Origin of the sequence: Balneola sp. EhC07 (genome assembly GCF_001650905.1) — a bacterium.
Taxonomy (GTDB): domain Bacteria; phylum Bacteroidota; class Rhodothermia; order Balneolales; family Balneolaceae; genus Balneola.
In genome coordinates this window covers 107,688-130,919 of the sequence record NZ_LXYG01000016.1, presented here as the reverse complement: position 1 = coordinate 130,919, position 23,232 = coordinate 107,688, and the positions used below count along the sequence as shown (strand labels likewise).

Sequence of the window (23,232 nt, the reverse complement as noted above, 5' to 3'; positions counted from 1 at the left end):
GCTACAAAAAAATAAGGTGGTATATATACCACAGGTGGGAAGTAATTAATACCCTAAGTAACTCAATGCTTTATTTACTCTATCCTTTACGGTTTCTTTACTTAGGTCACCGATCAATTTAGTCTTCATTAATTCATCAACTATCTGACTTTTATTAGGTCGTCCTTCATGTGCACCGGTAAAGTGCCAATACTTTAAATATTCTTTTTCCTTTTGTTGAGCTTTTCTTATTAAATCTTGGATATAGTTTTGAATTGGTTCTTGTGGAGCACTTGGATCATCGGGTCTACCTTGATTGTTTATTTCATCTTCAAGTTTCTTAGTAGAGATGTTCTCTAATGAATCGGGATAATTTTTATTTATGATTTCTTTTAAAAGAGAGTTTAAGACGTACTTATTTATTGAGTAAGAATTTATTTCACTTTTGAGTGTTTCTATAGATCCAAAATATTCATCTGAAATATGCCAAGAATCTCCATTGTTTCTATCATAGTAAGATTTGATTGACATTTTGAATTCACTTGTAGCAAATAGATGTGTTTTAAATAGATCAGGTTTGTGAAAGCTCTTCGCTCTTGCAAGTAAAAATTTCGCTAAGTCTTTAAAAGACTCTTCATTATTCAACTCTCTTTCCAAAAATTCAATTATAACAGAAAGCTTTTCTTTTAGTGAATCTTGATTAGTTATAGTGAGTTTGTCAATTCCTTCTTTTATTTGAAATAGATATGCTGTCGCTTTTACTGACCCCTCTTTTTTTGATAGAGTATTGAATTCTTCTACATACTTCTTTCTTTTCTTATCAATCATTGCAAGCCAATTGATGGTTTGCATATGTGAATTGTAAAGAGATCCCCTTTTCATATAAAACTCACTAAAATCATTCTTTTTTCCTTTTTATAAACGCTTTTTTACGTGTCAGTTTTCATTTTTTACGTATTAATCTCGTTTAAGTCATCCGTTAATTAAAAGGTATTTACGCTTTCGTTCTTTTTTTAGCTAAGTAATGTTAATTAACGGAACTTAGAGGCTAAGAGCCAAACAATTCATCCATCTCATTGTCGAGTTTCTCTTCATCAAAAGCGTTTAGATACGCTTGAGTAGTTTCAAGGTCACTATGTGCTAATGCTTTGGAAATAGAATACAAGCTTACACCTTGCTTCAACGCATAATTAGCGAAAGAATGCCTTGCGATATGCGTTGAAAGCTTTTGTTCTATTCCTGCTTCTTTTGCAATGTCCTTTAAATCGTTGTTAGCAATTGCATTCTTACTTTGTTTTTCACGATCGAAAGTTAACGGATCATTTAAGTTCTTTTCCGTATTCAATATGGGAAAAAGATAATCACTTTCCTTTTTTTGTTCGTAATCGTATAAATGGAGAATATCCCAAGACTCCTTTCTTAGCTTTATATTTTTCCATTTAGGCTCCGTATTAGATGACGTTTTACTCATTAAATATTTTAAACGGGAATCTATAATATTTTCCTTTTTTAAACGGCAAAGATCACCAAAACGAATTCCAGCGTTGTAAAAGGAAAAAAGAAAGTAATTTCTCGTATTCCATTTCGTAGAGCCTTCGATTAAATCAAGTTTTTCTATGTCCCTTATTTGCTCAATAGTTATAGCGTCTTTTTTCGGTCTCTGGTAGCTTGGTAGTTTATAATCTTCAAAAGGGTTTTCAGAAAGAAAGCCATCCTTTTTTGCACGTTTTAAAAGGTGGCTTAAACGGATAAACTTCTTTCTAATCGTATTTGATGAATTAGGTTTATCCTTATTTCTCAAGTAAGTAGAAAACCTTTCTATAAAATCACGGTCAATTTCTGATATTGGAAGCGTATTTCTATTCGTAAATTCCCTTATTTGATTTACAATTACCTTTGTATTCTTTGCTAATCTGATAGAGCCTTTATCAATATGATCTTGAATATAATTTTGTGAGTAAGTAAAGAAGTCCTTCTTATCATAGCCTTTTAATAATTCAATAACTCTCTTCGAGTTTAGCTTATCTAAAGTCTTAAGTTCAATGATTGCATCTTGCGCACTGGAATGAAGCTTTAAGAGCTCTCCATTTAAAACATCAAATCTATGGTGAGAACGTCTCACTTTTTGCTTCTCGCTATTCCAATCCGTTGACTTTACCTTAAAGCCTACACTTAGCCAAGCAGGTTTTCTATCATAAGTAATACGTAGATAGACTGGACAGTCTCCATTGGCATCTGCCTTTTGTTCTCTTATTTCAAAGTTTATAGTTGCGTTCATCTAAAACCTTTTCGGAATAAAAAAATGAATAAATCTACTATTCTATTATTTATGTAAAGAAGAAATAAGAGAAGAGATAACATGACTATCGAAAACGTAATGTTTTGATAGATTTCACTTTCAACTAACCAATCAAATTGAAGAACAAAACTTCTAATTTGATATTCATAGCGTACAAATAGAATGTTAACTATGAAAAAGTATTGCGATATATAAAGCAAGAGATAGACCGATACTACCATCAAATCTTGAATGTAATCTACTCTACTCTGGTTTGAATTATTTTCAACACTCATTAAATAAGGTATAACATAGGTATAACAAATAGCGCATCTTCTTGATGTTCACTTATACCATAATACTACAAATATTGCTTAAATGGCAATTAAAGACGGGTATTGTTGTGGGTAGGTTCAAGGAAATTCAAATTTCGAGTTCCTCCGGGTGTACTTAAAGCCACTTCAGTTTAATAATTGAAGTGGCTTTTCTCTATTTCTCAAATCTATTTCTGAATTCCTCTTTGTATGATTTCCCGATTGGAATTTCATGCTCTTTGATCGAGATCATATTCCCTTCCATATAATTTATTTTTGTAAGAGAAACTGCATAGGAACGGTGAACCCTCACAAATTTTGTAGAATTAACCTCTTCAATAAATGAAGTTAGTGTGCTATTGAAAGTAAGCTTTTGAGACTCTGTATAAAGTGTGATATAATCTCCCAATGCTTCGGCATAGAGGATCTCAGACAAACTGATTCTGAACAGTTTTCCATCCGCTTTTACGGTGATAGATTCTTCTTTTATTTCGGATTTCTTTAAAGTCACTTTATTTACAGCTTTCAGGAACCTTTCAAAAGAAAATGGCTTCAGTAAATAATCTACCACATCCAGTTCATATCCTTCCAGTGCATATTCGGAATAGGCTGTTGTAATAATAACTTTGGGAGGATCATCCAGGCTTTTCAGAAAGCTGATCCCGGAAAGTTTTGGCATGTTAATATCCAGAAATATCAGATCGATCGATTCTTTTTGTAAAAATGCCAGACCATCAACTGCGTTTTCAAATTCCTGAACCAACACTAAGGAAGGGGTATCCTGAACGTAGGTTTTAAGTACATCTCTGGCTATGGGTTCGTCTTCGATAATTATACAACGTATCATGAGAGATCAATTTTGAGTACTGCTTTAAATATACTGTCATCCTTTTTTATATCCAGATTGTGTTTCCCCGGATATGAAAATTCCAGTCTTTTCTGAGTATTAGCCAATCCTGTTCCGGATGAATCGGATTTTCCTATAACTTCAATTTCATTAAGAGCATTTTCGACAATCATTACCAAAGTTTTGTCTTCTACTGCCAACGATATTTTTATTCTTTCATTTAATCCTGAAACCGAACCATATTTAAAAGCATTTTCAATAAACGTGATCAATAAAAGTGGCTGAATTTTTAGGTCTTCAACATTTCCATTTACTACAAAGATGACTCTGTTCGGATTGCTCAGTCGCTCTTTTTGAAGATCAATAAATTTCCCTATGTATTCTATTTCCTGATCTAATTGCACTTCATTTTTATTCATGTTCTCAACAACATATCTCAGAATATCAGATAGCTTTAAGATCATTTCGGGAGCTTTGTCTGTTTTTTTTAACGCTTCACCATAGATCGTGTTTAAGCTATTGAAAAGAAAGTGAGGATTTATCTGAGCTTGCAAAGCTTTTAGCTCACTTTTTGTTTTTTCTTCTTCCAGCTGTGCAATTTCTACTTCTTTTTCTTTTCGATTGAACCAGGATTTTGAAAGCTCGATCAGTGTAGATGTGGTTACATAAATAACCATGATTCCGAACAGTTCCAACGGATTATAAACACCAACAAAATAGTATTCAGGAAACAAGAATTCTGCTATGGGGCCATATGATAAACTGTAAACACTTTGTACAATTCCAAAACCTGCAAAAGTCATTAAGAAGAGATAGTACCAGATATTATACTTCTTTAGAATATTCGGAATAGTCTGGTACATATTAAGACTTACCACTACCACAAAAGGAATATGAAACAGAAATGTATAGATCCAATCGATCTTCCTGATCTCATCCCCTCTGGAAAACAGGTTCAATGTAATCACAAAAGAAATTGTCCAGAATACTAGATTCTGGACAATTTGATTCAATACTTTCCTTTTAAAGCTCATTGCGTAATCTTTTCAAATTGATGGGATCTTCATAAGCTTTTTCATCATCTCCGTACTTTTTGACAAACTTGTTTAGCTCCTCAGTTGATGCTGTGATCAACACATTTTCACCAATTGTTTCGTGTTTAATGCGAACACGATTTTCCTGGATCAGGTCCGATATCCAGTCAGATTTGAATAGCTCAATGTTCAGATCATCACCTTCAATTTTGATCTTCGAAAATGTATGAACTGGAAATAAGTGAAAATTCTCAAAGTTTACATCCCGAAAAATATCAGAAACGGTAATGTCCATGTAATAGGTATCGTTAATTCTACCAATTCTTGCTTCTAATAAAACAGAATCAGGAATGTCATTATTCAGATCTTCATATACTACGAAATAGGCTTTGTCATCTTTTGAAAGAGCGTCCCCTTCATCGAAACTAAACTTCACATCTCCTGAAATATTTAACCCGCTAAGAGATATGTTCTTTATGTTTTTTGAGTCTCTGAAAAATGTCCATCGGGAATCTTCCGTTTCCCATCTTCCTTCCAAACCATCTATTAGTTCCGCCTTTTCTTTGGTAATTAAAGGGTGTAAAGATTGAAGAAAACACCCTGAGAAAAGAATCAGAATACAAGACAGGTAAATGGTATTTCTTACTAACGATTTCATAATTGCGTGATTTGTTTTTGATTACAAAACAAAGAAAAGAAACTATGAAACCGGGATAAATTTTATTCGATGAACGTATTCAAAATCTCGTTAAAAGGATCGGCTGAACTCTAAATCAATCAACAGAGTTATTGAAACGGTCTCTTAGGTCTTGTACATACACACCGATATCATTTCTTAATTCAAATAAGCGACCGTTAAATTCTGCGTAACTTTGCTTATTAAAAAAGGACTTAGTTTTGAGTTTTCGCATCATTTCTAATGATTGGTTAGCGAACCTAAGTGATTTTTTTGTATATGCGATATTTGCTCCTAAAAACTCTTGTTCAAATCCAAAAGAGTATCCACCGGCTAATTTTGCAGCAATTTTTAAGCTATCGCCTACAAACTCCAGAAATATGTTATCCTGATTTTTCGGAGGAACTGATTCTGCCCATTTTAAAATATCAATGGCGTAGAAACGTGCATCTCTGAATAATCCGAGATTGTCTAACGAACCGTTATCGGAAAGAGCAAAGTCTTCGCTTAAGCTTTTCCACTCTTCTCCTGCATCAAAGTCATCATCTTCTTCAGCGTCCGGAAATTCGTCGAATTCATCAAGGCCAAACAAAAAGTCTTCATCATCAAATTCATCTTCGTCTTCCCAGTCATCTTCATCTTCGGGGAAGTAAGCTTCGTCCATCAACAGTTCTTCTTCCACGTATGCTTCAAAAGCATCATCTTCACTCAGGCTTTCTTTTAGAAGAGTGATCCATCTTGGCACATTTCCTTTTACATCAGACTCAATAAACTTTCTGAGTTGCTCGCTTTTTTTCTCTACTTCATTAAGATGGGCTTCCCATTGAAATTCATTCCAAAGTTCGCCGTTAAATCCATCCATGCTCATATATTTTCTCGCAAATGTGTGGGTTGTTCATAGAAAAGAAATTTTATCCATTCACGCAAGGGTACGTGGAAAAGTAACGCATTTTGTGGATAAAAAATTGGCTAAAGTCGTTCTAATACTCCGATTATTACTTGTGTCATTTTAGGTTCGGCCTGTGCAGCCGCTGCAAATATCTCTTCAAGCACTACAGGCTTCAGTGAATCGGGGAAGCATTCATCAGTAATTACTGAAATTCCTAGCACATCCATTCCCATGTGAACTGCGGCTATTACCTCCGGGACAGTGCTCATCCCTACAACATCGGCTCCCAGCTGTCTCATATATCTGTATTCAGCTCTGGTTTCGAGCATTGGCCCTGAAATAGCCAAATAGATTCCCTGATGCATTTTTAAAGAATTATCGAGAGCAACATTCTGAGCAATTTCTCTTAATCTGCTTGTATAAGGATCACTCATATCCGGGAATCGAGGACCCAGTTCATCGTCATTTGGTCCGATCAATGGATTATCACCTAAAAAGTTAATGTGATCGGTGATCAACATTATGTCTCCGGCTTCAAAATTCGGGTTCATTCCGCCGCAGGCATTACTTACAAAAAGACTATGAGCACCAAGAGCTTTGGCAACCCTTACCGGGAATGCAATTTGTTGCATGGTATAACCTTCATAGAAGTGAAAACGCCCTTGCATGGCTACCACTTTCTTTCCTCCCAATATTCCGAAAAGTAATCTTCCTGCATGACTTTCAACTGTAGAAACCGGAAAGTGAGGAATATCTGAATAGCTGATAGAATCCTGAACATCTATCTCTTCGCCCAGCTGACCTAAACCGGTTCCCAGTATCAACAGATACTCCGGTTGGAAATCTGTTTTTGATTCTATAAAATTTAGCGCTTCGTCTCTTTTTGAACGAAATTGTTCAACGGTGTCTAATGCCATAGTCAGTTAAAATATTGTTAGTCTATTTCGTCGAGGATATCATCAAGATGCTCTGTACCGGGAGGTAAGGAGAGATCTATTTCCTCTTCTTTTTTACTCTTCGTCTCTTCAGTGTCAGGCTCCTCTTCATCGAGTTCAAAACGAGGTTTTCTTTCTTCAGCTGGATCCTGTCCCGCCTGCAAATCTTCTTTGGGCAAATTAAAGATACCCAACTCATCTTTACCAAATTTTGATAATGATTCCTGAGAGTTCTCAAGATAAGAATTCATTCCTGCGATAATCTCTTCTCTTTTTTCTAATAACCGCTGAATGTTTTGGCGAATTTGTTGCCTTTGATGGTTGGCTTCCTTCAAAATGCCTTCAGCCTGCATCTCTGCTTTATCGATCTTGTTCTGAGCTTCTGCTTTTGCTCCATCCAGTTTTTGAGCTACTGATTCCTTGGTGGTTTGCAGCGTTTCATGAAGTGCTTCTTCCACACGTTCATAATGGCGAACACGATCATTTAGCTTATCGATCTGATTTTCAAGTTCTTTGTTTTTGTTAAGCAAATGCTCAACCTCGTTCGAAACCAGCGTCAGAAAAGATTGAACATCAGCAACATCAAAACCGCGGAGGGTTTTCTCGAACTGCTGTTGTTTAATTTCAAGAGGGGTAAGTTTCATTGCACGAATATTTTGAGAGTAATCTTATCAGTTAATAAAATAACACTTATTCGTTTAACATGTTCCTCAGATTAGAATCATCTTCTTTTTCATCAGAAGAGCGAACTTCTTTTTCTTCGATCTCGATCTCTCCCGCATTCGAAGCCTCGGGAATTCTTATTTTCTCTTCTTCCAGATCAGCCACTATAGATTCCAGATTGGCAATTCTGCGTTCTGTGCTTTTCTTGAAGTCCCCTAATGCTTTAAAAAATTGGGGATTGATCTCTCCACTTGATTTATCTTTCATTGCTTTGATCTTGTTTATCTCAAAGGTTTTCTTTGCGATATATGTAACAAATCCAGTACCCGAAATTATTGCTGTAAGAATTATAATAAAAATCTCTTCAGGCATAACCTATCTCCTAGTTTTGTACCCTGTTTCTAGTTGAGTCGTCATTTCCATCTGAATAGTACTCATCTTTTATCTCTATATCATCTAGAGGTACATTTTTTTTCACATCTGAACCAGATGAAGACACTGATCCTTCTAATTTTTCTATTCTAGCTTTAAGATTTTGAATAATTTTCCGAAGCTCATGTATCTCCTTCGTACTAGCCATCCTTTTCTCTTCGTGTTTCAGTTCCTGTTCCCGATATTTCGTTATAAAACCTCCAATTATAGCAACTAGCGGTATAATTGCCCACCATGGTAATCCAAATAACATAATGCCCTGTGTTTAATTAATAGTACAATGCCGACTACGGGAATGGTTAATCATAGTTTCGTGCACCGAATATTTCGCTTCCTACCCGAACCATGGTTGCTCCTTCTTCGATCGCAACTTCCATATCGTTGCTCATCCCCATAGAGAGCTCTCTGAGTTTAACACTTCCTGAGTTAAATTCCTGATGCTCATCAAAAAGGTTTTTCAGCAACTTGAATTCATGGCGCACATCTTCAGGATCATCTGTAAAAGTAGCCATTCCCATTAACCCACATACAGTTACATTTTCAAAATTTGTAGCGGATTCCAAAATCTGAGCAAGATCTTCCGGTTCAACTCCTCCTTTTTGTTTTTCTCCACTGATGTTTACCTGAATAAGAGCGTTAATTTTATTTCCATTAGAACGCTTTTCAAACTCTTTTAGATATTTCAACTTTTCAATGGAATGAACCCAGTTCACTTTATCTGCGATGAGTTTAATTTTGTTAGTCTGAAGGTTTCCGATCATGTGCCAGGAAATCTTCTTTCCATCAAACTCAGGAATCTTGTCTTCCAGTTCCTGCATTCTGTTTTCCCCGAACTCAACTTGTCCGCAATTCAATGCTTCCTGTATATAAGAAACCGGTTTGGTTTTGCTTACTGCAACCAGCATAACCCCGCTGCTATCCCTCCCGATTTTCTTACAAGTGCTCTCAATTTTGCCTTTTACTTTCTCAATATTTTCACAAATTTGTGATTTTTCCATTCAAATCAGTGGTTTAGTATTAATTTTACATTAATAACATCAATAAAGGCTTTTATCATTCAATAATTACCCTTATTTTTGGGAGCTCAAAGAAAGCCTAAATCAACTTCTATTGTACAAACTGACTTTCTACAAATTCATAGCGTTCCCGTCAGGTCAATTTATCTTAAACATTTCAAAAGGTAAAAGATAAATGGCTACAAAAATCCGACACATATCCACCTTTTTAAATCAGTGGGCTCCTCCCGGAACTAAAATGGATTACGATAATGTCGGACTTCTTGTGGGAGACCCTGATGCCGAAGTTACAAATGTTCTTACTTGTTTAGATATAACAGATGCAATTGTAGCCGAAGCGATCCAAAATGATTGTGAGCTCATTGTAGCGCATCACCCACTTATATTCAGCAAGATCGGAAAGATCAATCCTACTGATGAACAAGGACGGATCATTTATAAGCTGATAAAAAATGACATTGGTTTATTAGTTGCTCACACAAATCTGGACGCTGCATTAGATGGCGTCTCTTTTGTTTTAGCAAATATGCTGGGTTTAGATGATCTGAGTTTTCTTACAAAGAATTACTCCATCAGCAAAAAAATAAGTCTTGTAAGCTCCGTGGAGAACAGTGATTCCATGGTTCAGTTATTGAATTATTATTCAGCTGAAGATGTGCATCATTATAGCGTAGAGAGTAGAGAAAGTGATCTCAGATGTTTTGAAGCAATCATTGATAAACATCACTTACCCGCGCTCAGAAAAGGACTTAAGAAAGAAGGTTTACTTAAAGAAGGCGCGCTTCAGATAACGGATCTTGTTTCCACTTCAAATAACTTTGGAATGGGAGTAATTGGTCAATACCCTGAAGATGGTTTAGGTAAAAATGAATTCCTGCACTTAGTATCTCAAGCCCTTGACGTAAAAGCCATTCGTTTTTCAGGAGATGTAAACCGAATTAAGACGGTGGCAGTTTGTGGCGGAGCAGGAGTTTTTCTGAAAGAAAAAGCCATTAAAAGTGGTGCCGATGCCTTTGTTACTGCCGATATTAAATACCACGATTATTTTACAGAGCAAGAGAATTTTCTATTAGTAGATGTAGGGCATTATGAGAGCGAATTTCCGGTTGCCGAAGCTTTAAGAAAAGAATTATCCGAAGCTTTCGACAACCTTTCTGTAACTGTTACTAATGTAGTAACCAACCCGATGCAAACCTATGTATCGGACTCCAAACCAAAATCCATTCAACAAAGCTGAAAAGCAATCCATGAAAGAAGCACTTCAACAACTAGCAAATTTACAATATATAGATAGCCGCATCGATGAGCTTAAACAGTTGAGAGGCGATCTTCCTGAAGAGATTCTTGATATTGAAACAGATATTGCCCGTAAAGAGGCTCGTCTGTCAAAACTTGAGCAAGAAGAGAAAGATCTTATTGTAGAATATGATAACCTTAAGCTTGAATTAGCAAGCTCTGAGGAGAAAACAAAAAAATACGAAGATCAGCAGCTTGCTGTTCGTAACAATAGAGAGTATGACGCTTTAACAAAAGAAATTGAAGCTCAGAAGCAGGTAGTAGAAAATGCTACTTCTCGTATTGAGGAAATCGACAAAAGACAAGAAGCGATAGGTCCTGAAATCGAAGAGGCTAAAGCTGAACTTGACGCTGCAAAAGCTGAACTCGAAGAAAAGAGCAGCAGTCTTGAGTCTGTTACTAAATCTACTGAAGACGAAGAAGCTCAACTTCTTAAGGAAAGAAAGAAAGTAGAAAAAGAAGTAGACGCGCGCTACCTGCGTAACTACAACCGATTGAGAAATGGTCTTAACAATGGTATCGCTGTTGTAGCTATGGACAGAGGCGCCGCATTCGGCATGGCTCTTCCTCCACAAACTCAGGTAGAAGTTCGCAGAATGAATAAAGTAATTATTGATGAGAACAGCGGCCGTATAGTCGTTGATCAATCATTCTTTGATAAAGCAAAAGAGCAGCTTTCTATTTAAGCAATAGATTTTTATAACTGTGATCAGCACAGATTCTAAGAAGGGAAGTCAGACGGCTTCCCTTTTTTTATTATTTACACAGATTTAAAACGATTTTCTTCCAATGACTTCTTCCACGCAAAGTAGCCCATTGTTGCCAAAACAGTGAATATCAGGAATTGGAAACTCGTTAATACCAATCCTTTATGAAAGTATAGCGGTATTGAGATCAGGTCTGTAATGATCCAGGCTATCCAGTTTTCAAGTTTCTTACGTGCCATTAACCACATCCCAAGTATAGCAAATGCAGTAGTGGTTGCGTCCCAAAAAGGAACATCACTATCGGTAAAGTTGATAAGTACAAAAACCAATATCCCAAAACTTCCTCCCAGAATTCCCACTGAATAAAAGTTCTCTCTTAAGGAATTGATGGTTACAGGAACCTGATCTTTGTTACCATCGGTATTTGTCCAGTAGTACCAGCCATACACACTCATAACGAAGTAATATCCATTAACTCCCATATCGGCGTATAACTTGTATTCAAATGCCAGATACACATAGATAAGAACGCTGATAATTCCGGTAGGGTAGACCAGTATATTTTCTCTCATGGAATAAATTACACTGGCTACTCCACAAATTACCGCAACCCACTCTAAACCGGAAGTTTGATATATCCCATTAACTATCCCATCTATAATTGGTTGCATTTATTGGCCTTTTAAAACTCTGGAGAGATTGAGTTTATGAATCGGGATAAGGTAGCTGGATCGAAGTTCATCTTTATGAATCCCCATTAGTCCGGTTCCTCGAAAATCTACTACACACACTTTTTCTTCGAGCTGAACAACTTCACCGATTCCATAGTATTCGGGGCTTGGTCCGTAATATACAAGATCACCTTTCTTCAGGTCGTTCTTTGCCCGTAAGTGATAGGGAAGTATCACCGGCAATAAATCTAAACGATATGAAAGCCTTCGCTTTTTAGTAGATGACATAATTAAATTTACGGCACTTTAGCTACGATCTGAAATTAAAATGCTTCTTTCTGAGGTTCCTTCATGTTTTATCTCTATTTGAATAGCGTATTCAGGAATTAATTCTTTTATCTTTGAAGGCCACTCGATAACGGAAACGCCTTCCCCGTATAAATATTCCTCGATGCCAATTTCTAAAGCTTCCTGAATTGTTTTGAGACGATAGCAATCAAAATGAAAGATGGGTATTTCTCCAAAGTATTCATTTATAAGAGTAAATGTTGGTGAGTTTACTTTTTCCTGATCTATTCCTAATCCGGATGCAATACCTTTTACAAAATGTGTTTTTCCTGCTCCCAGATCACCCTCCAGACATACAACATCTCCGGCTTTCAGTTCTTCTGCGAACTTTCTTCCAAATTCGATGGTCTCTTTTACCGAACTACTTTTGAATTTCATTCTACTTTGGCTTCATCGTTGCAACCGGCAAGATCATTTCCTCCATTGAGGCGCCACCATGTTGAAAAGTATCCTTATAACGGTTCTGATATTTATTGTAATTTGTTGGATACACAAAAAAGTAATCTTCTTTAGCAATGATGTAATTATTAACTCCTGTTACCTCAGGTAGTTTATAATCCAGAGGGTTTTCCATAAAGAAAACCGCATTTCTCTCATCCGCTTTCAGGTTTCTTCCATATTTATATCTCAGGTTCTTTGCAGTATCCCTGTCTCCATACACTTTTGTGTCCCGTAAAGCGCGCACTGAACCATGATCTGTTGTAATAACCACGGTAACATCTTCTTCTGACAGTGTTTTAAACATTTGTAATAAATTTGAATGAAGAAACCAAGCTTCTGTAATAGATCGAAAAGCTGCTTCATCAGGTGCTAATTCTTTGATCACGTCAGAATCTGATCGAGAATGAACAAGGGTGTCAACAAAATTATAGACAAACGCTGCAAATTTTGACTGCTTATAATTCTGCATTTTATCCGCAATTCGCTTCCCCTCCTCTGCATTTAAAACTTTTTCATATTTGAATTTTAAGTCAATACCCAAGCGATCTAATTGTCGTTTAAGTAATTCTTCTTCATGGCGATTCAATGACGTCTCATCCTGTCCTTGTTGCCATAATTCCGGGTACAACCGTTCTATATCTGAAGGGTATAAACCTGCAAAAATTGCGTTTCTTGAATATGGGGTTGCTGTAGGCAGGATCGAATAATAAAAATCCGTTTCGATATTATAATACTTTGAAAGTACGGCTTCAAAAGTCAACCACTGATCATATCTCATACAATCAATGATAAAGAACATTGTTTTTTCTCCCTTCTCAAGATGGGGCTGCACATATTTTTCAATAATTGAAGGAGACAATACAGGAGAACCGTCTTTTGATGTCAGCCATGACTGGTATTCATTTTCGATAAATTTTCCGAATTCCTTATTCGCTTCCTGAATTTGGTCTTCCAAAACATGAACTAAGTTTTCGTCCCCGGTTTCAAGATCTATTTTCCATTTTGAGAGCTCTTTAAAAATCTCTATCCATTCCTGCCATCCTGTATTAGGATGAATTCTTGAAGAGATCTCCCCAAACTGTTTCAGGTAAGTTTGAGCAGATTTTTCATTTTGCAATCTTGATCGTTCTAAAATTCTTTTTGTTGTAAGAAGAATCTGATTTGGGTTTACCGGTTTAATAAGGTAATCAGAGATCTTACCTCCAATAGCATCTTCCATTATAGACTCTTCTTCACTTTTTGTGATCATAACAACCGGAAGCTGAGGGTTTATGTTCTTTAACTGCTCGAGCGTCTCTATACCGTCCATTCCGGGCATTTGCTCATCAAGAAATACTATATCAAATATCTGCTCTTTTATCATTGCAATCGCATCTTCACCGTTTGTAACAGGTTCGATATTAAACCCTTTTTTCTCTAGAAAAATAATGTGTGAACGAAGTTGATCGATCTGGTCATCTACCCATAAAATATCCGGCATACATTCCTTAATAATTCACTTTAGTGTTATAAACGTTTTGATGTCTTCTAAACGTTTCTCTCCAATCCCTTTAATATTTAAGAGCTCTTCGATGCTTTTAAATTCGCCGTTTTCTTGACGGTAATCAACAATTCGTTGTGCATAAGTTGAGCCTATTCCTTTCAGCTTTTGAAGTTCAGTAATATCAGCGGTGTTTATATTGATCTTTAAAGTAACAGTATTTGTTCCCTTTTCTTCATTTTCAATTACAGAATCATTGACAGCCAATTTTTTTCTCTCCTCAATAGCGGCTGACTTTTCTTCAAATTCTTTCAAGATAGCTGCGTAATTTTCTGAACTTGAGTTATATTTTTTTGTCATTAAACCCGAAATCGTAAACATCATAATCACCAAAACCATTAGACATGATATTACAATTCGTTCTTTACGAGTGATCTGGAGTCTCTCGATCCAAAAAAAGATATCTCTTTTAAATTTTTTCATAGTTATAGTTACTATAATCTGAAGTAAATAAGGGAACAAATTATCAGCAAGTCAACTTGTATTCGATCCTGTTAAGTGAGATGTTTACCTCCTAGTATGGCAAATGCGGAAACATATATTTATAAAGACCTGCCTATCAGTTATGAAGTGATTGGCAAAGGAAAACCTCTTGTAGTGTTACATGGCTGGGGGAGTAGCCGACGCGTGATGATGCCTCTTGCAAGATCTTTAGCGCATATCAGAACTTCCTATGTTTTAGACCTTCCGGGATTCGGGGACTCACCTGAACCAAATACTTCATGGAGTATTGATGATTATGCCGATGCTGTTGAATCGTTCATTAGCAACAAATTTGAAGAGCCTGTTGATCTGCTTGTACATTCATTTGGTGGAAGAATTACTTTAAAGCTTTGTTCTAGAAAATTTGGTCGCGAGCGTATCCAAAAAGTTCTGATTACCGGTGGAGCCGGCATGAAGCCCAAACGTTCGCTAAAGTTTTATTTCAGGAAGTATCTCGCCAAATTATTAAAACTCCCGTTCAGCATTCTTCCGAAATCTTACCGAGAACCCGCTCTTGTAAAGCTCCGGCAAACTTCCTTATGGAAAAGCCTTGGCTCTGGTGAATACAATCAACTTTCCGGAGTGATGAGGGAAACCTTTGTAAAATCGGTTACTGAATATCTGGAAAAATGCTTACCTCTTATTCCACATGACATACTTTTGCTTTGGGGCCGGAATGATGAAGCAACTCCTATTTATCAGGGTGAAAGAATTGAACAAGGAATTAAAAATTCAGCTCTGGTGGTTATAGAAGATGCCGGTCATTATGCTTTTCTTGATAAGCCCAAGCAGTTTGTTTCAATTGCAGAAGCCTATTTCAAATAAGAAATAAATACGTTCCCATCTAAGCAACGGAAAAACTCATATTTATAAAGCAGAAGAAAAAAACTTACTATTTACGTTAAGATTTCTTAATCTTTTCCGATAATACATTAGGTTTCAAAGGCACAGGATATTAAAACAAGCTTTCCCATGAAAAAAGTAATTCTTTTAGAAGACGACCATTTGCTCACGATAGTCCAGAAAAAAATGTTACAAACACTCGGTTACGATGTTATCGAAACTTCTGTAACAGGAGAAGATGGTTTAGAAAAAATAAAAGCTTTAGAACCTGATTTTGTAGTAAGTGACCAGAACCTGCTGGGAACAATGAAAGGATTAGATGTAGTAGAAGCACTCCGTAAAGAAAATAATGAAACGCCCTTTCTGATATTGTCAGGAGACACCACATATGAACATCTTAAAATGGCTTCTAACCTGAAAAACGTTCACCCTTTACCTAAACCGGTTAGAGTTGATGAACTAAAACAAACTCTGCGTCTTTTCGAAAACTAACCGAAGCCTGTTAGTTCTTAAGCAGCTTTGCTTCTTCTTTTCCAGGTAAGACCTATTCCTACCAAAATGATCGTCATTGCTAAAATCGAAAGTGGCAATGGAAGTTCCTGAAATAAAAAGTAGGCTATAATTGAGGCTAAGATGGGCTCTGCAAGTATCAATGTAGATAATAATGTAGCTGAAACATATTTAACTGCATAATTCAACGATCCGTGGCCAAATATCTGAGGACCAACTGCTAATGCAAGCCCGATCAAAAATAACCGACCATCAATTTGCGATGGCATTCCTTCAGTTACTAGCAAAAAAAATGTGCATGTAATTGCCGCGTAAGCGTAAACAGGAAATACATAACCTATCCAGGTTCTTTTCTGCCTAATCTTTCTTCCTATCAAAAAGTATAATGCAAATATCGCAGCAGCTGTAACTGCTAACGTATTCCCTAAACCGGCTTGCGGAAATGTGTTTGAAGCATCCAGATCAAAATAACCAAGCAACAGAGTTCCTATAAAAGATATGATAACACCCGTCCAAACTATTGGTCGAAATGAGGTTTTCATTAAGGTGCGCTCGGCAATTATCAGAATAATTGGGTGAATACAAACTAAAACAGAAGCTGACGAAACTGATGTGTAATAAATGGAATTGATCCATGCAATGAAATGCAAACCTAACGCTAAACCTGCAACGGCAACTAAAACATGTTCTTTGCGTGATTCAACAGGCCTGACTTCTTTTTTAAGTTTGTACGATATGTAGATAGGAGCTAGTATTAATACTGCTAAAATCGTTCTGATCGTAGCCAGCAATACTCCTGAATAGTTTGCTGCAAATCGCACTAAGATCGGGGCTAAACTAAATGCCGCTAAACCGATGAAGAGTGCCCCATAAACTTTAAGGGGAGAATAAGTCTCTTCTGAACTTACTGAGGTCATCTTATGCGGTCGATTGAACGAACTAATTCAAGATCTTTTTTAATGAAACGAATCGCCAGCCCTTGAAAACACAGCCCAAGCATAGCCAGGCCTGAACCCAGAGCTTCGTCCCATAAATACGTACCAATTCCTCCCAGAGAAAATAAGATTCCAACTGCGAAACCAATTCCTGCAAGTTGGAACAGCATTGCCACTTTAGTCCATTTGATCTGAATTTTACGATCAGAATATTTAAAAATGGAAAAAATGGAGAGAATAATAGCAATAACAAGCCCGGTAGCTAATCCATAGCCGATCCAGAGCTGAGGATCTTGCATTGCTTTGTCATATACCGGCGTAAAGTAAACCGCAAGGCTTGATAAGGCTGATAGAACTAGAAAGATTGTTTGTGGACGTTGTAACACTAGAATAATTTTTAGTCAATAAAACTTAAAGATAATTCAAAAACCGAATTCTTTACAGTTAAGAATTCGGAAATGAATAAATAAAATGAACCTCATAGCTGATGAGGCCCGTTTTAAATTTAACTGGCAATTTCTGCGGCGGCTGCAAAAACGAAGTCTTTGATAGAGTCAAAAGCCTCTAATGTTTTTTCTATATGCTTATCATTGTGGGCTGCAGTAGGAATCAGACGAATTAATACGGTTCCTCTTGGCACAACAGGATAAGCAACTCCGCTTACAAACACTCCATGCTCTTCTCTTAGCTTGCGCATAATATCTTGGCAAAGATCAGTACTACCTTGCGTTAGTACCGGCGTTACAGGGCTTTCTGAAGGCAATACAGTATAGCCGATCTTTTGAAGCCCTTCTCTCAATTTGATCGTGTTTTCCCAAAGTTTTTCTCTCCACTGAGGGTTTTTTTGGATCATTTTTAAACGCTCTCTGGCAGTTACAACTATAGGCATTGGAAGTGACTTAGCAAACACCTGACTTCTTACATTTGCCTTCAAAAACTCAATTACACGAGGCTCTGAAGAAACAAAAGCCCCAATTAGTGCAACAGCTTTTGCAAATGTTCCGAAGTAAATATCAATTCCATCCTGGCAACCTAATTGTGTCCCGGTTCCTGAACCATCAGCTCCGAGAGTTCCAAAACCATGCGCATCATCAACCAACAATCTGAAAGGGACTTCCTTCTTTAACTCAATGATCTCATTAAGTATTCCAAGATCGCCGGTCATCCCGAAAACTCCTTCAGTCACAACAAGGATAGATGAATTGTCCTTTTTTCTGGAAGCGGCTCTGTAAAGTTGCTTTTTGAAGCTCTCAATATCATTGTGTTTGAAAACTGACTTATCTGCCATCGATAGCTGTTTTCCATCAACAATACAAGCATGACTCAGTTCATCGTAGATCAAAAAATCATTACGGTCGGTTAGTGCATGAATTACACTCATGATTCCCTGATAACCGAAATTCAATAATTGAGCTGCAGGCTTATGTGAAAACTCTGCCAGTTCTTGTTCAAGCAATTCGTGTTGAGTTGAGTTCCCTGTCATCAAACGGGCTCCCATTGGTGAACTCAAAGAATATTTAGCAGTTGCTTCCGCATCAATTTTCTTTATTTCGGAATTACTGCCTACTCCCAGATAATCATTAATGCTCCAAACGATCATGTCCTTACCGTTGAATTGCATTTCCGGTCCAAGAGGACCTTCTAATTTTGGAAAAGTATAATATCCGTAGCCTTCTGATGTAAATGGCCCTAAGGGACTTGGTCTGCCCTCTAGCTTGTCAAATAAATCCATAAAAATATTTAAGTGGGAGTATAATTAGTTCGTTTTATTTTGAACGTACTCTTACTGTAAAAAACGGAAAAAAGGTACGGAAAATAGCGCCTAACTCAAAGAAATGCCCCCTTGATCTTCATGCTTCGATAAGACCAAGGGTTATCTGGGTTTACAAAAAATAAAACCGGAAATAATTTAATCTAAATTAGCTTTTAGTATAAATAATCCGCGATTTATGTCACTCATCACAACTATTCCACTGTTAAAATAAGGATAACTGCTCCAAACTCCTTCAAACTCCCGGTTTGGTTCGTCAAATGAATTAGGCTCTGAATCAAAAAACCCAACCTGGGTGAGTTGTGCACTTGCAAGATTATCCATGCTTAGAATGCGCAGACCGGAAACATAATTTGAAGCGTATACAAAATCGTTTTTCACATACAGATTATGATCGATAGATTGAGTGTTATGCTCATAATAATCTACAAAAACCGGATTGTCTAGATCTCTTACATCAAATATGTAAGTTTTAGTTGTTCGGCCTAAGTTATATTCATCCAGTTCATCATTCATTAAAAAGTAGTTCTGGTCTTCAGTCAACCATCCCTGATGTGCGTAATACATATTTGGCTGCGTAGCAAAAGAGATAGTTTTCAAATCATTTTTGTCTGTTACATCAGCAATCACTAAAGATCTCTCTGCGGCATTGAAACAAATTTCCTTTCCGGCATAATCGGAATCCGGACCATCGTAGATCACACACTGTGCGTCATGAATATAGGCTGAATTTGATCGTCGACGAGGTGGGGTTGTATCTTCATAACATCCCGCAAATGTTGGATTGGAAGGGTCATTAATATCAATAATATGTAAACCGGCTGTATTACAAGTGTCCGCATTCGTCGCTCCAACAGCATATGCGAAACCTGTTTCTTCGTTTATGACAATATTGTGTGAATTTGCTAAGCCTGAATAAAGAGCATCATGGTCAAATTCCAGAAATGAACCGCTGTATGTTCTTAATTTAGTCAGATCAAAAACCTGAACTCCGTGAGACTGATTGTCACTCCCAATAAATAAATGATCATCAAAAACTTTATGATCTCTCCAGACAGAACCTTCTGTCAAAGATTTTGATTTTTCAGTATCGCCAATACCTACTTTGCAAGCTTCATAATTTGGGTCTGTCAGTGTTTTATATTTAGCTGAAATATTGCTTTCATTTAGTTTACCAATCACTACCGGAGCAGATGGATCTGAAACATCAACGAACGATACTCCATTTGTCAACCCGACTAAGGCGTATTCTTTTCCGGTTTGTGAATCTGTCCAGCCCCAAATATCATTCAAATTAACTGTGGGAGTTGAATTTTTATCCAGCCCTTGTAATTCTTGTGGAGTGACAACTGCAAAAAGATCAATGTTTTCACAAACATATTGGTTATCAGACAAACCTCCTTCACATGGAAAAGGAATATCATTATTATTGCTTTTATTCTCTTTACACGAAGTTAGTGCAAGCAATAAAATCGCAACTAAATATATATATCTCATTATTCGAACGGTTTTAATTTTCTATGAATTTAACACGAATTCATTTATCTAACTAGTCAAATTCGTTTATATTGGAACGAATACCATTAAAATTCATTAGTATAGTATGTTCCTAATACTGAAATATGTTGCAAAACTTCTTAAAGCACTTTCTTCTGAGGCCTCACCTAATCAACTGGCAGGTGGTTTTATTCTTGGAATGATCATCGGGCTTACCCCTGTCTTATCAGTTCACAACCTTTTAATATTGGTTTTGATCATTATTCTAAAAGTAAATATTGGAATGGCGATACTGGCTTTTCTGATCTTCAGCGGTATCGCTTATTTGGCTGATCCTTTATTTCACAGCTTTGGAATCTGGATACTCGAAAATGATGGTTTGCAGGATACCTGGACTTCAATGTATAACAATGAGCTTTGGGCAATTACCAAGTTTTATAATACGGTTGTGATCGGAAGCTTTATCAGCGCCTTAGTTTTATGTGTTCCTATGTTTCCGCTAACAAAAGTTGGAGTTCTTCAATACAGAAAACACATACATGAAAAAGTAATGAAAACTAAGTTTGCAAAAGCTTTGAAAGGCACAAAACTTTATTCAGTATATCAAACTGTTGCAAGGGTAAGAGGATAATTATGAGAATTAAAGGACTAATTTTTCTGGCAATTATTACCGCATTAGGTTTTTTGATAAGCTGGATCAGTATTGACCCAATTATTGAATCAGAAATTGAATATCAGGCGAGTATCTCTAATGGGGCATTGGTTGAAATTGATGGTTTCGATATCGATTTAATTGACCTTAAAATTCGTTGGAACAGACTTCAGGTTACCAATCCCGAAAACACCATGAGCAATAGCTTTGAAACAGGGGAGATGGAACTGGATTTTCTTTTCTGGCCAACCTGGTGGGAAAGAGTGATTGTTGAGGATATTATCTTTAAAGATTTTAAAATGGATACCGAAAGAGAAACAGACGGCTATTTTGAAATTCCGGAAGACGAAAAAAATGCTGAGCCAAGTTTTGTTGCTCAGGTTATTGGTGATGTGACCTCAGAAATTTCCCGAAATGCCAATATGGAGTTCACCAATATTAAAACGAATATTAATGTAGACAGTTTGATGTCGAAGTTGAATCTGCAAGCTCCTGACAAGATTGATTCGCTGAGAAACGGACTTTCAAAAAATTACCAAAAGTGGGATAGCACCTTTGCAAATACAAAGATCAATAAAGAAATAGCTGATATCGAAAAAACCATCAACGCAATTGATGTAAAGAAAATAAAAGACCCTAAGAAAGCGATTGAAGCCATAAAGAATGTTCAGAAACTGGTAAAACAAGTAGACTCCCTCAAAACTCGTGCACAGAATTTAAAAAATGATTTTCAAGAAGATTTCGGAGATTCAAAGTTCAGTGTTGGCAGAATTGATAATTGGATTCAAGCTGATTTCCAACGAGCTATGAATATGGCCAAACTCCCCACTATTGATCCCGGTAATATTGCTCAGTCCCTTTTCGGTGAAAACCTGCTTGCTGATTATTCAGGTTATCTGGAGTATGTGGCAATAGCCCGAAAATATGGAAGCCGTTTGGTTGGTGAGGATAAAGACAAAATTGAACGCTATGAAGGAAAAGACTATAAGTTCAGTGACAAATATGATTGGCCAAAACTTTGGATACAGAACATAGATCTTTCCGGAGAAACAAAAACGGCTATTCAACTTGCCGGACAGATCACAAACATCAGCAGTGATCAAAAGAAAACAAAAGAGCCTATCAGGTTTGATCTTGGAGGAAAAGACGATTCAAATCGTTCAATGACCCTCACCGGAGAATTCAATTATTTAGGTGATGAGCCACGTGAAACCATCAACTTTACTTATGATGGGTTTGGGTTAAAAGGTTCTAAAATTTCTCCATCTGAATTACTTCCTTACCCCTTAAAAACAGGAACCGGCGAAGTTTCGGCTTCTGTAAGCATCATTGACAAAAGATTTGATAGTGAGATTGGTTATAAAGCTAAAGGCATTGCTTTTGATTTCGGACAAAACCCTTCCAAAGACAGAATTCAACAACTGATTCGGGACGCAGTTTCCAGCACAGATCAAATAAATGTTACTGCTTTAGTGGATAATCTTGACGGACCACTAAAAGTAAAAGTTCGTTCTAATGTAGACGATCTATTTGTAAACGCACTTAAAAGTACCGTTAGCAAAGAAGTTGATCGTGCACGTCAAAAAATAGAATCCAGAGTAAGAAGTGAGATCGGTAATCGAAAAGAGCAACTTCTGGCTTTTAAAAATGAAAAAGAAGCAGAGATTCGAAAAGAATATGAAAAGCTTGAAAACCGGGTAAATGAAGAGATCAAAAAAGTTGAAGAGAAGAAGGAAGAATTAGAAAAGAAAAAGAAAGAACTCGAAGATTCTTTGAAAAACAATATCAAAGATAGAATTGGAATAGATTGGGAGTGACTTTTCAAGCTTTTGTGAAGCTTTTTTGAATATTAGATTATAACATCTTTGAAAACATGAAATTTAAATGGTGGTGGGTTCCTACAACACTAATAGTGATTTACGCTATCGCTTTTCCTTTCTATTTCAGAAGCCCTGAGCAACCTCTGTTTTTCACCGTTTACTCTGTGTTTAATGGTACGCTGGAACATCAAACGATTGATGGGAAAAAGGATGAGCTTGTAGCTAATTACGAGAAGATAACTGTCGGCAGCAAAGCACCAAATTTTACTCTTCCGGATTTAGATGGAGAGCAAATTTCGTTGTCTGATTTTGAAGGGAAGACTGTTCTACTCACTTTTTGGGCAACCTGGTGTCCGACGTGTAGAGCCGAAAATAAACACCTCAAAGAGGTCTATCCTGATTACAAAAATAAGGAGTTTGAAATCCTCGCCGTTTCTCTGGATCGAAGTAAAACGAACTGGGAAAAAGCAGTTAAGAAAGACGGTATTTCATGGCCACAAGTTTCTGATCTGAAAGGAGTGGATTCTCCGGTTGCCACCAAATACGGTGTTTATTCTACCCCTACTACTTTTTTGATTGATTCTTCCGGTTTTGTGATAGCAAAGGATTTGAAGGGAAGAGAGTTGGAGAAACAACTGAATTCACTAAAATAATC

27 protein-coding genes are annotated in these 23,232 nt (G+C 36.7%); 7 read left to right on the top strand and 20 right to left on the bottom strand.

Annotated features, from left to right (window positions below; translation table 11 throughout):
- Window positions 1–45 precede the first annotated feature (45 nt).
- The 11 genes from A8B79_RS08075 to A8B79_RS08020 all read right to left on the bottom strand — a co-directional run bounded on the left by A8B79_RS08075 (window position 46) and on the right by A8B79_RS08020 (window position 9,045).
- Window positions 46–831, bottom strand: a complete 786-nt coding sequence (locus tag A8B79_RS08075; RefSeq protein WP_066220706.1) for a hypothetical protein — start codon at window positions 829–831, stop codon at window positions 46–48.
- A 196-nt stretch (window positions 832–1,027) separates the two neighbouring features.
- A complete protein-coding gene (locus A8B79_RS08070; RefSeq protein ID WP_066220701.1) occupies window positions 1,028–2,257 on the bottom strand; it encodes a site-specific integrase in 1,230 nt (409 codons plus the stop codon).
- A gap of 489 nt (window positions 2,258–2,746) precedes the next feature.
- Window positions 2,747–3,418 carry a LytR/AlgR family response regulator transcription factor gene (locus tag A8B79_RS08060; protein WP_066220696.1) on the bottom strand — a complete coding sequence of 224 codons (672 nt, stop codon included), beginning with the start codon at window positions 3,416–3,418 and terminating at the stop codon, window positions 2,747–2,749.
- Entirely contained in the window at window positions 3,415–4,452 is a 1,038-nt protein-coding gene (locus A8B79_RS08055) for a sensor histidine kinase (RefSeq protein ID WP_066220693.1), read from the bottom strand. The genes A8B79_RS08060 and A8B79_RS08055 overlap by 4 nt, the downstream gene beginning before the upstream one ends.
- Window positions 4,442–5,110 carry a hypothetical protein gene (locus A8B79_RS08050; RefSeq protein ID WP_066220690.1) on the bottom strand — a complete coding sequence of 223 codons (669 nt, stop codon included), beginning with the start codon at window positions 5,108–5,110 and terminating at the stop codon, window positions 4,442–4,444. The genes A8B79_RS08055 and A8B79_RS08050 overlap by 11 nt, the downstream gene beginning before the upstream one ends.
- 115 nt (window positions 5,111–5,225) lie before the next feature.
- Entirely contained in the window at window positions 5,226–5,990 is a 765-nt protein-coding gene (locus A8B79_RS08045; RefSeq protein ID WP_235603625.1) for a hypothetical protein, read from the bottom strand.
- Between the two features lie 107 nt (window positions 5,991–6,097).
- Window positions 6,098–6,934 carry a purine-nucleoside phosphorylase gene (locus A8B79_RS08040; RefSeq protein ID WP_066220685.1) on the bottom strand — a complete coding sequence of 279 codons (837 nt, stop codon included), beginning with the start codon at window positions 6,932–6,934 and terminating at the stop codon, window positions 6,098–6,100.
- A gap of 17 nt (window positions 6,935–6,951) precedes the next feature.
- Entirely contained in the window at window positions 6,952–7,596 is a 645-nt protein-coding gene (locus tag A8B79_RS08035) for a DivIVA domain-containing protein (RefSeq protein WP_066220682.1), read from the bottom strand.
- 46 nt (window positions 7,597–7,642) lie between these two features.
- The gene (locus A8B79_RS08030) at window positions 7,643–7,987 is read right to left on the bottom strand and encodes a hypothetical protein (protein ID WP_066220679.1); all 345 of its coding nucleotides are present in this window, start codon (window positions 7,985–7,987) and stop codon (window positions 7,643–7,645) included.
- A 10-nt stretch (window positions 7,988–7,997) separates the two neighbouring features.
- Window positions 7,998–8,300, bottom strand: a complete 303-nt coding sequence (locus A8B79_RS08025) for a hypothetical protein (protein WP_066220677.1) — start codon at window positions 8,298–8,300, stop codon at window positions 7,998–8,000.
- A 46-nt stretch (window positions 8,301–8,346) separates the two neighbouring features.
- Window positions 8,347–9,045, bottom strand: a complete 699-nt coding sequence (locus tag A8B79_RS08020) for a YggS family pyridoxal phosphate-dependent enzyme (protein WP_066220675.1) — start codon at window positions 9,043–9,045, stop codon at window positions 8,347–8,349.
- Between the two features lie 193 nt (window positions 9,046–9,238).
- Here A8B79_RS08020 and A8B79_RS08015 point away from each other — a divergent pair, with 193 nt between their 5' ends.
- On the top strand, window positions 9,239–10,300 hold the full coding sequence (locus A8B79_RS08015; protein WP_066220672.1) for a Nif3-like dinuclear metal center hexameric protein: 1,062 nt from the start codon (window positions 9,239–9,241) through the stop codon (window positions 10,298–10,300).
- Window positions 10,260–11,045: a zinc ribbon domain-containing protein gene (locus tag A8B79_RS08010; protein ID WP_066220668.1), complete on the top strand. Its 786-nt coding sequence runs from the start codon at window positions 10,260–10,262 to the stop codon at window positions 11,043–11,045. The genes A8B79_RS08015 and A8B79_RS08010 overlap by 41 nt, the downstream gene beginning before the upstream one ends.
- Before the next feature lie 74 nt (window positions 11,046–11,119).
- On the opposite strand, the gene pnuC is transcribed toward A8B79_RS08010, so the two are convergent.
- From pnuC to A8B79_RS07985, 5 genes are read right to left on the bottom strand one after another with little or no spacing between them, the layout of a single operon-like run.
- Window positions 11,120–11,737: a nicotinamide riboside transporter PnuC gene (gene pnuC, locus A8B79_RS08005; RefSeq protein WP_066220665.1), complete on the bottom strand. Its 618-nt coding sequence runs from the start codon at window positions 11,735–11,737 to the stop codon at window positions 11,120–11,122.
- Window positions 11,738–12,025: a hypothetical protein gene (locus A8B79_RS08000; protein WP_066220662.1), complete on the bottom strand. Its 288-nt coding sequence runs from the start codon at window positions 12,023–12,025 to the stop codon at window positions 11,738–11,740.
- A gap of 18 nt (window positions 12,026–12,043) precedes the next feature.
- A complete protein-coding gene (gene tsaE / locus A8B79_RS07995; RefSeq protein WP_066220660.1) occupies window positions 12,044–12,463 on the bottom strand; it encodes a tRNA (adenosine(37)-N6)-threonylcarbamoyltransferase complex ATPase subunit type 1 TsaE in 420 nt (139 codons plus the stop codon).
- Window position 12,464: 1 nt separating this feature from the next.
- Window positions 12,465–14,006, bottom strand: coding sequence for a T9SS response regulator signal transducer PorX (locus A8B79_RS07990; protein ID WP_066220658.1), 1,542 nt, complete (start codon window positions 14,004–14,006; stop codon window positions 12,465–12,467).
- 15 nt (window positions 14,007–14,021) lie between these two features.
- Window positions 14,022–14,489 (bottom strand): ComEA family DNA-binding protein, encoded by a 468-nt coding sequence (locus A8B79_RS07985; RefSeq protein WP_082894112.1) that lies wholly within the window; start codon window positions 14,487–14,489, stop codon window positions 14,022–14,024.
- A gap of 96 nt (window positions 14,490–14,585) precedes the next feature.
- Here A8B79_RS07985 and A8B79_RS07980 point away from each other — a divergent pair, with 96 nt between their 5' ends.
- A complete protein-coding gene (locus tag A8B79_RS07980; protein ID WP_066220655.1) occupies window positions 14,586–15,374 on the top strand; it encodes an alpha/beta fold hydrolase in 789 nt (262 codons plus the stop codon).
- A 147-nt stretch (window positions 15,375–15,521) separates the two neighbouring features.
- Window positions 15,522–15,884, top strand: coding sequence for a response regulator (locus A8B79_RS07975; RefSeq protein ID WP_066220652.1), 363 nt, complete (start codon window positions 15,522–15,524; stop codon window positions 15,882–15,884).
- Window positions 15,885–15,901: 17 nt separating this feature from the next.
- Here the strand turns inward: A8B79_RS07975 and A8B79_RS07970 are convergent, their stop codons facing one another.
- The 4 genes from A8B79_RS07970 to A8B79_RS07955 all read right to left on the bottom strand — a co-directional run bounded on the left by A8B79_RS07970 (window position 15,902) and on the right by A8B79_RS07955 (window position 20,105).
- Window positions 15,902–16,819 carry a DMT family transporter gene (locus tag A8B79_RS07970; protein ID WP_066220649.1) on the bottom strand — a complete coding sequence of 306 codons (918 nt, stop codon included), beginning with the start codon at window positions 16,817–16,819 and terminating at the stop codon, window positions 15,902–15,904.
- Window positions 16,816–17,223 carry a DUF4293 family protein gene (locus A8B79_RS07965; RefSeq protein ID WP_066220646.1) on the bottom strand — a complete coding sequence of 136 codons (408 nt, stop codon included), beginning with the start codon at window positions 17,221–17,223 and terminating at the stop codon, window positions 16,816–16,818. Before A8B79_RS07965 ends, A8B79_RS07970 begins: the two co-directional genes overlap by 4 nt.
- Before the next feature lie 119 nt (window positions 17,224–17,342).
- Window positions 17,343–18,569, bottom strand: a complete 1,227-nt coding sequence (locus A8B79_RS07960) for an aminotransferase class I/II-fold pyridoxal phosphate-dependent enzyme (protein ID WP_066220643.1) — start codon at window positions 18,567–18,569, stop codon at window positions 17,343–17,345.
- A gap of 177 nt (window positions 18,570–18,746) precedes the next feature.
- Entirely contained in the window at window positions 18,747–20,105 is a 1,359-nt protein-coding gene (locus A8B79_RS07955) for a choice-of-anchor B family protein (protein ID WP_066220641.1), read from the bottom strand.
- 106 nt (window positions 20,106–20,211) lie between these two features.
- Here A8B79_RS07955 and A8B79_RS07950 point away from each other — a divergent pair, with 106 nt between their 5' ends.
- From A8B79_RS07950 to A8B79_RS07940, 3 genes are read left to right on the top strand one after another with little or no spacing between them, the layout of a single operon-like run.
- On the top strand, window positions 20,212–20,736 hold the full coding sequence (locus A8B79_RS07950) for a DUF2062 domain-containing protein (RefSeq protein WP_082894111.1): 525 nt from the start codon (window positions 20,212–20,214) through the stop codon (window positions 20,734–20,736).
- A gap of 2 nt (window positions 20,737–20,738) precedes the next feature.
- On the top strand, window positions 20,739–22,574 hold the full coding sequence (locus A8B79_RS07945) for a TIGR03545 family protein (RefSeq protein WP_066220638.1): 1,836 nt from the start codon (window positions 20,739–20,741) through the stop codon (window positions 22,572–22,574).
- A 56-nt stretch (window positions 22,575–22,630) separates the two neighbouring features.
- Window positions 22,631–23,230 carry a peroxiredoxin family protein gene (locus tag A8B79_RS07940; RefSeq protein WP_066220636.1) on the top strand — a complete coding sequence of 200 codons (600 nt, stop codon included), beginning with the start codon at window positions 22,631–22,633 and terminating at the stop codon, window positions 23,228–23,230.
- Window positions 23,231–23,232 lie beyond the last annotated feature (2 nt).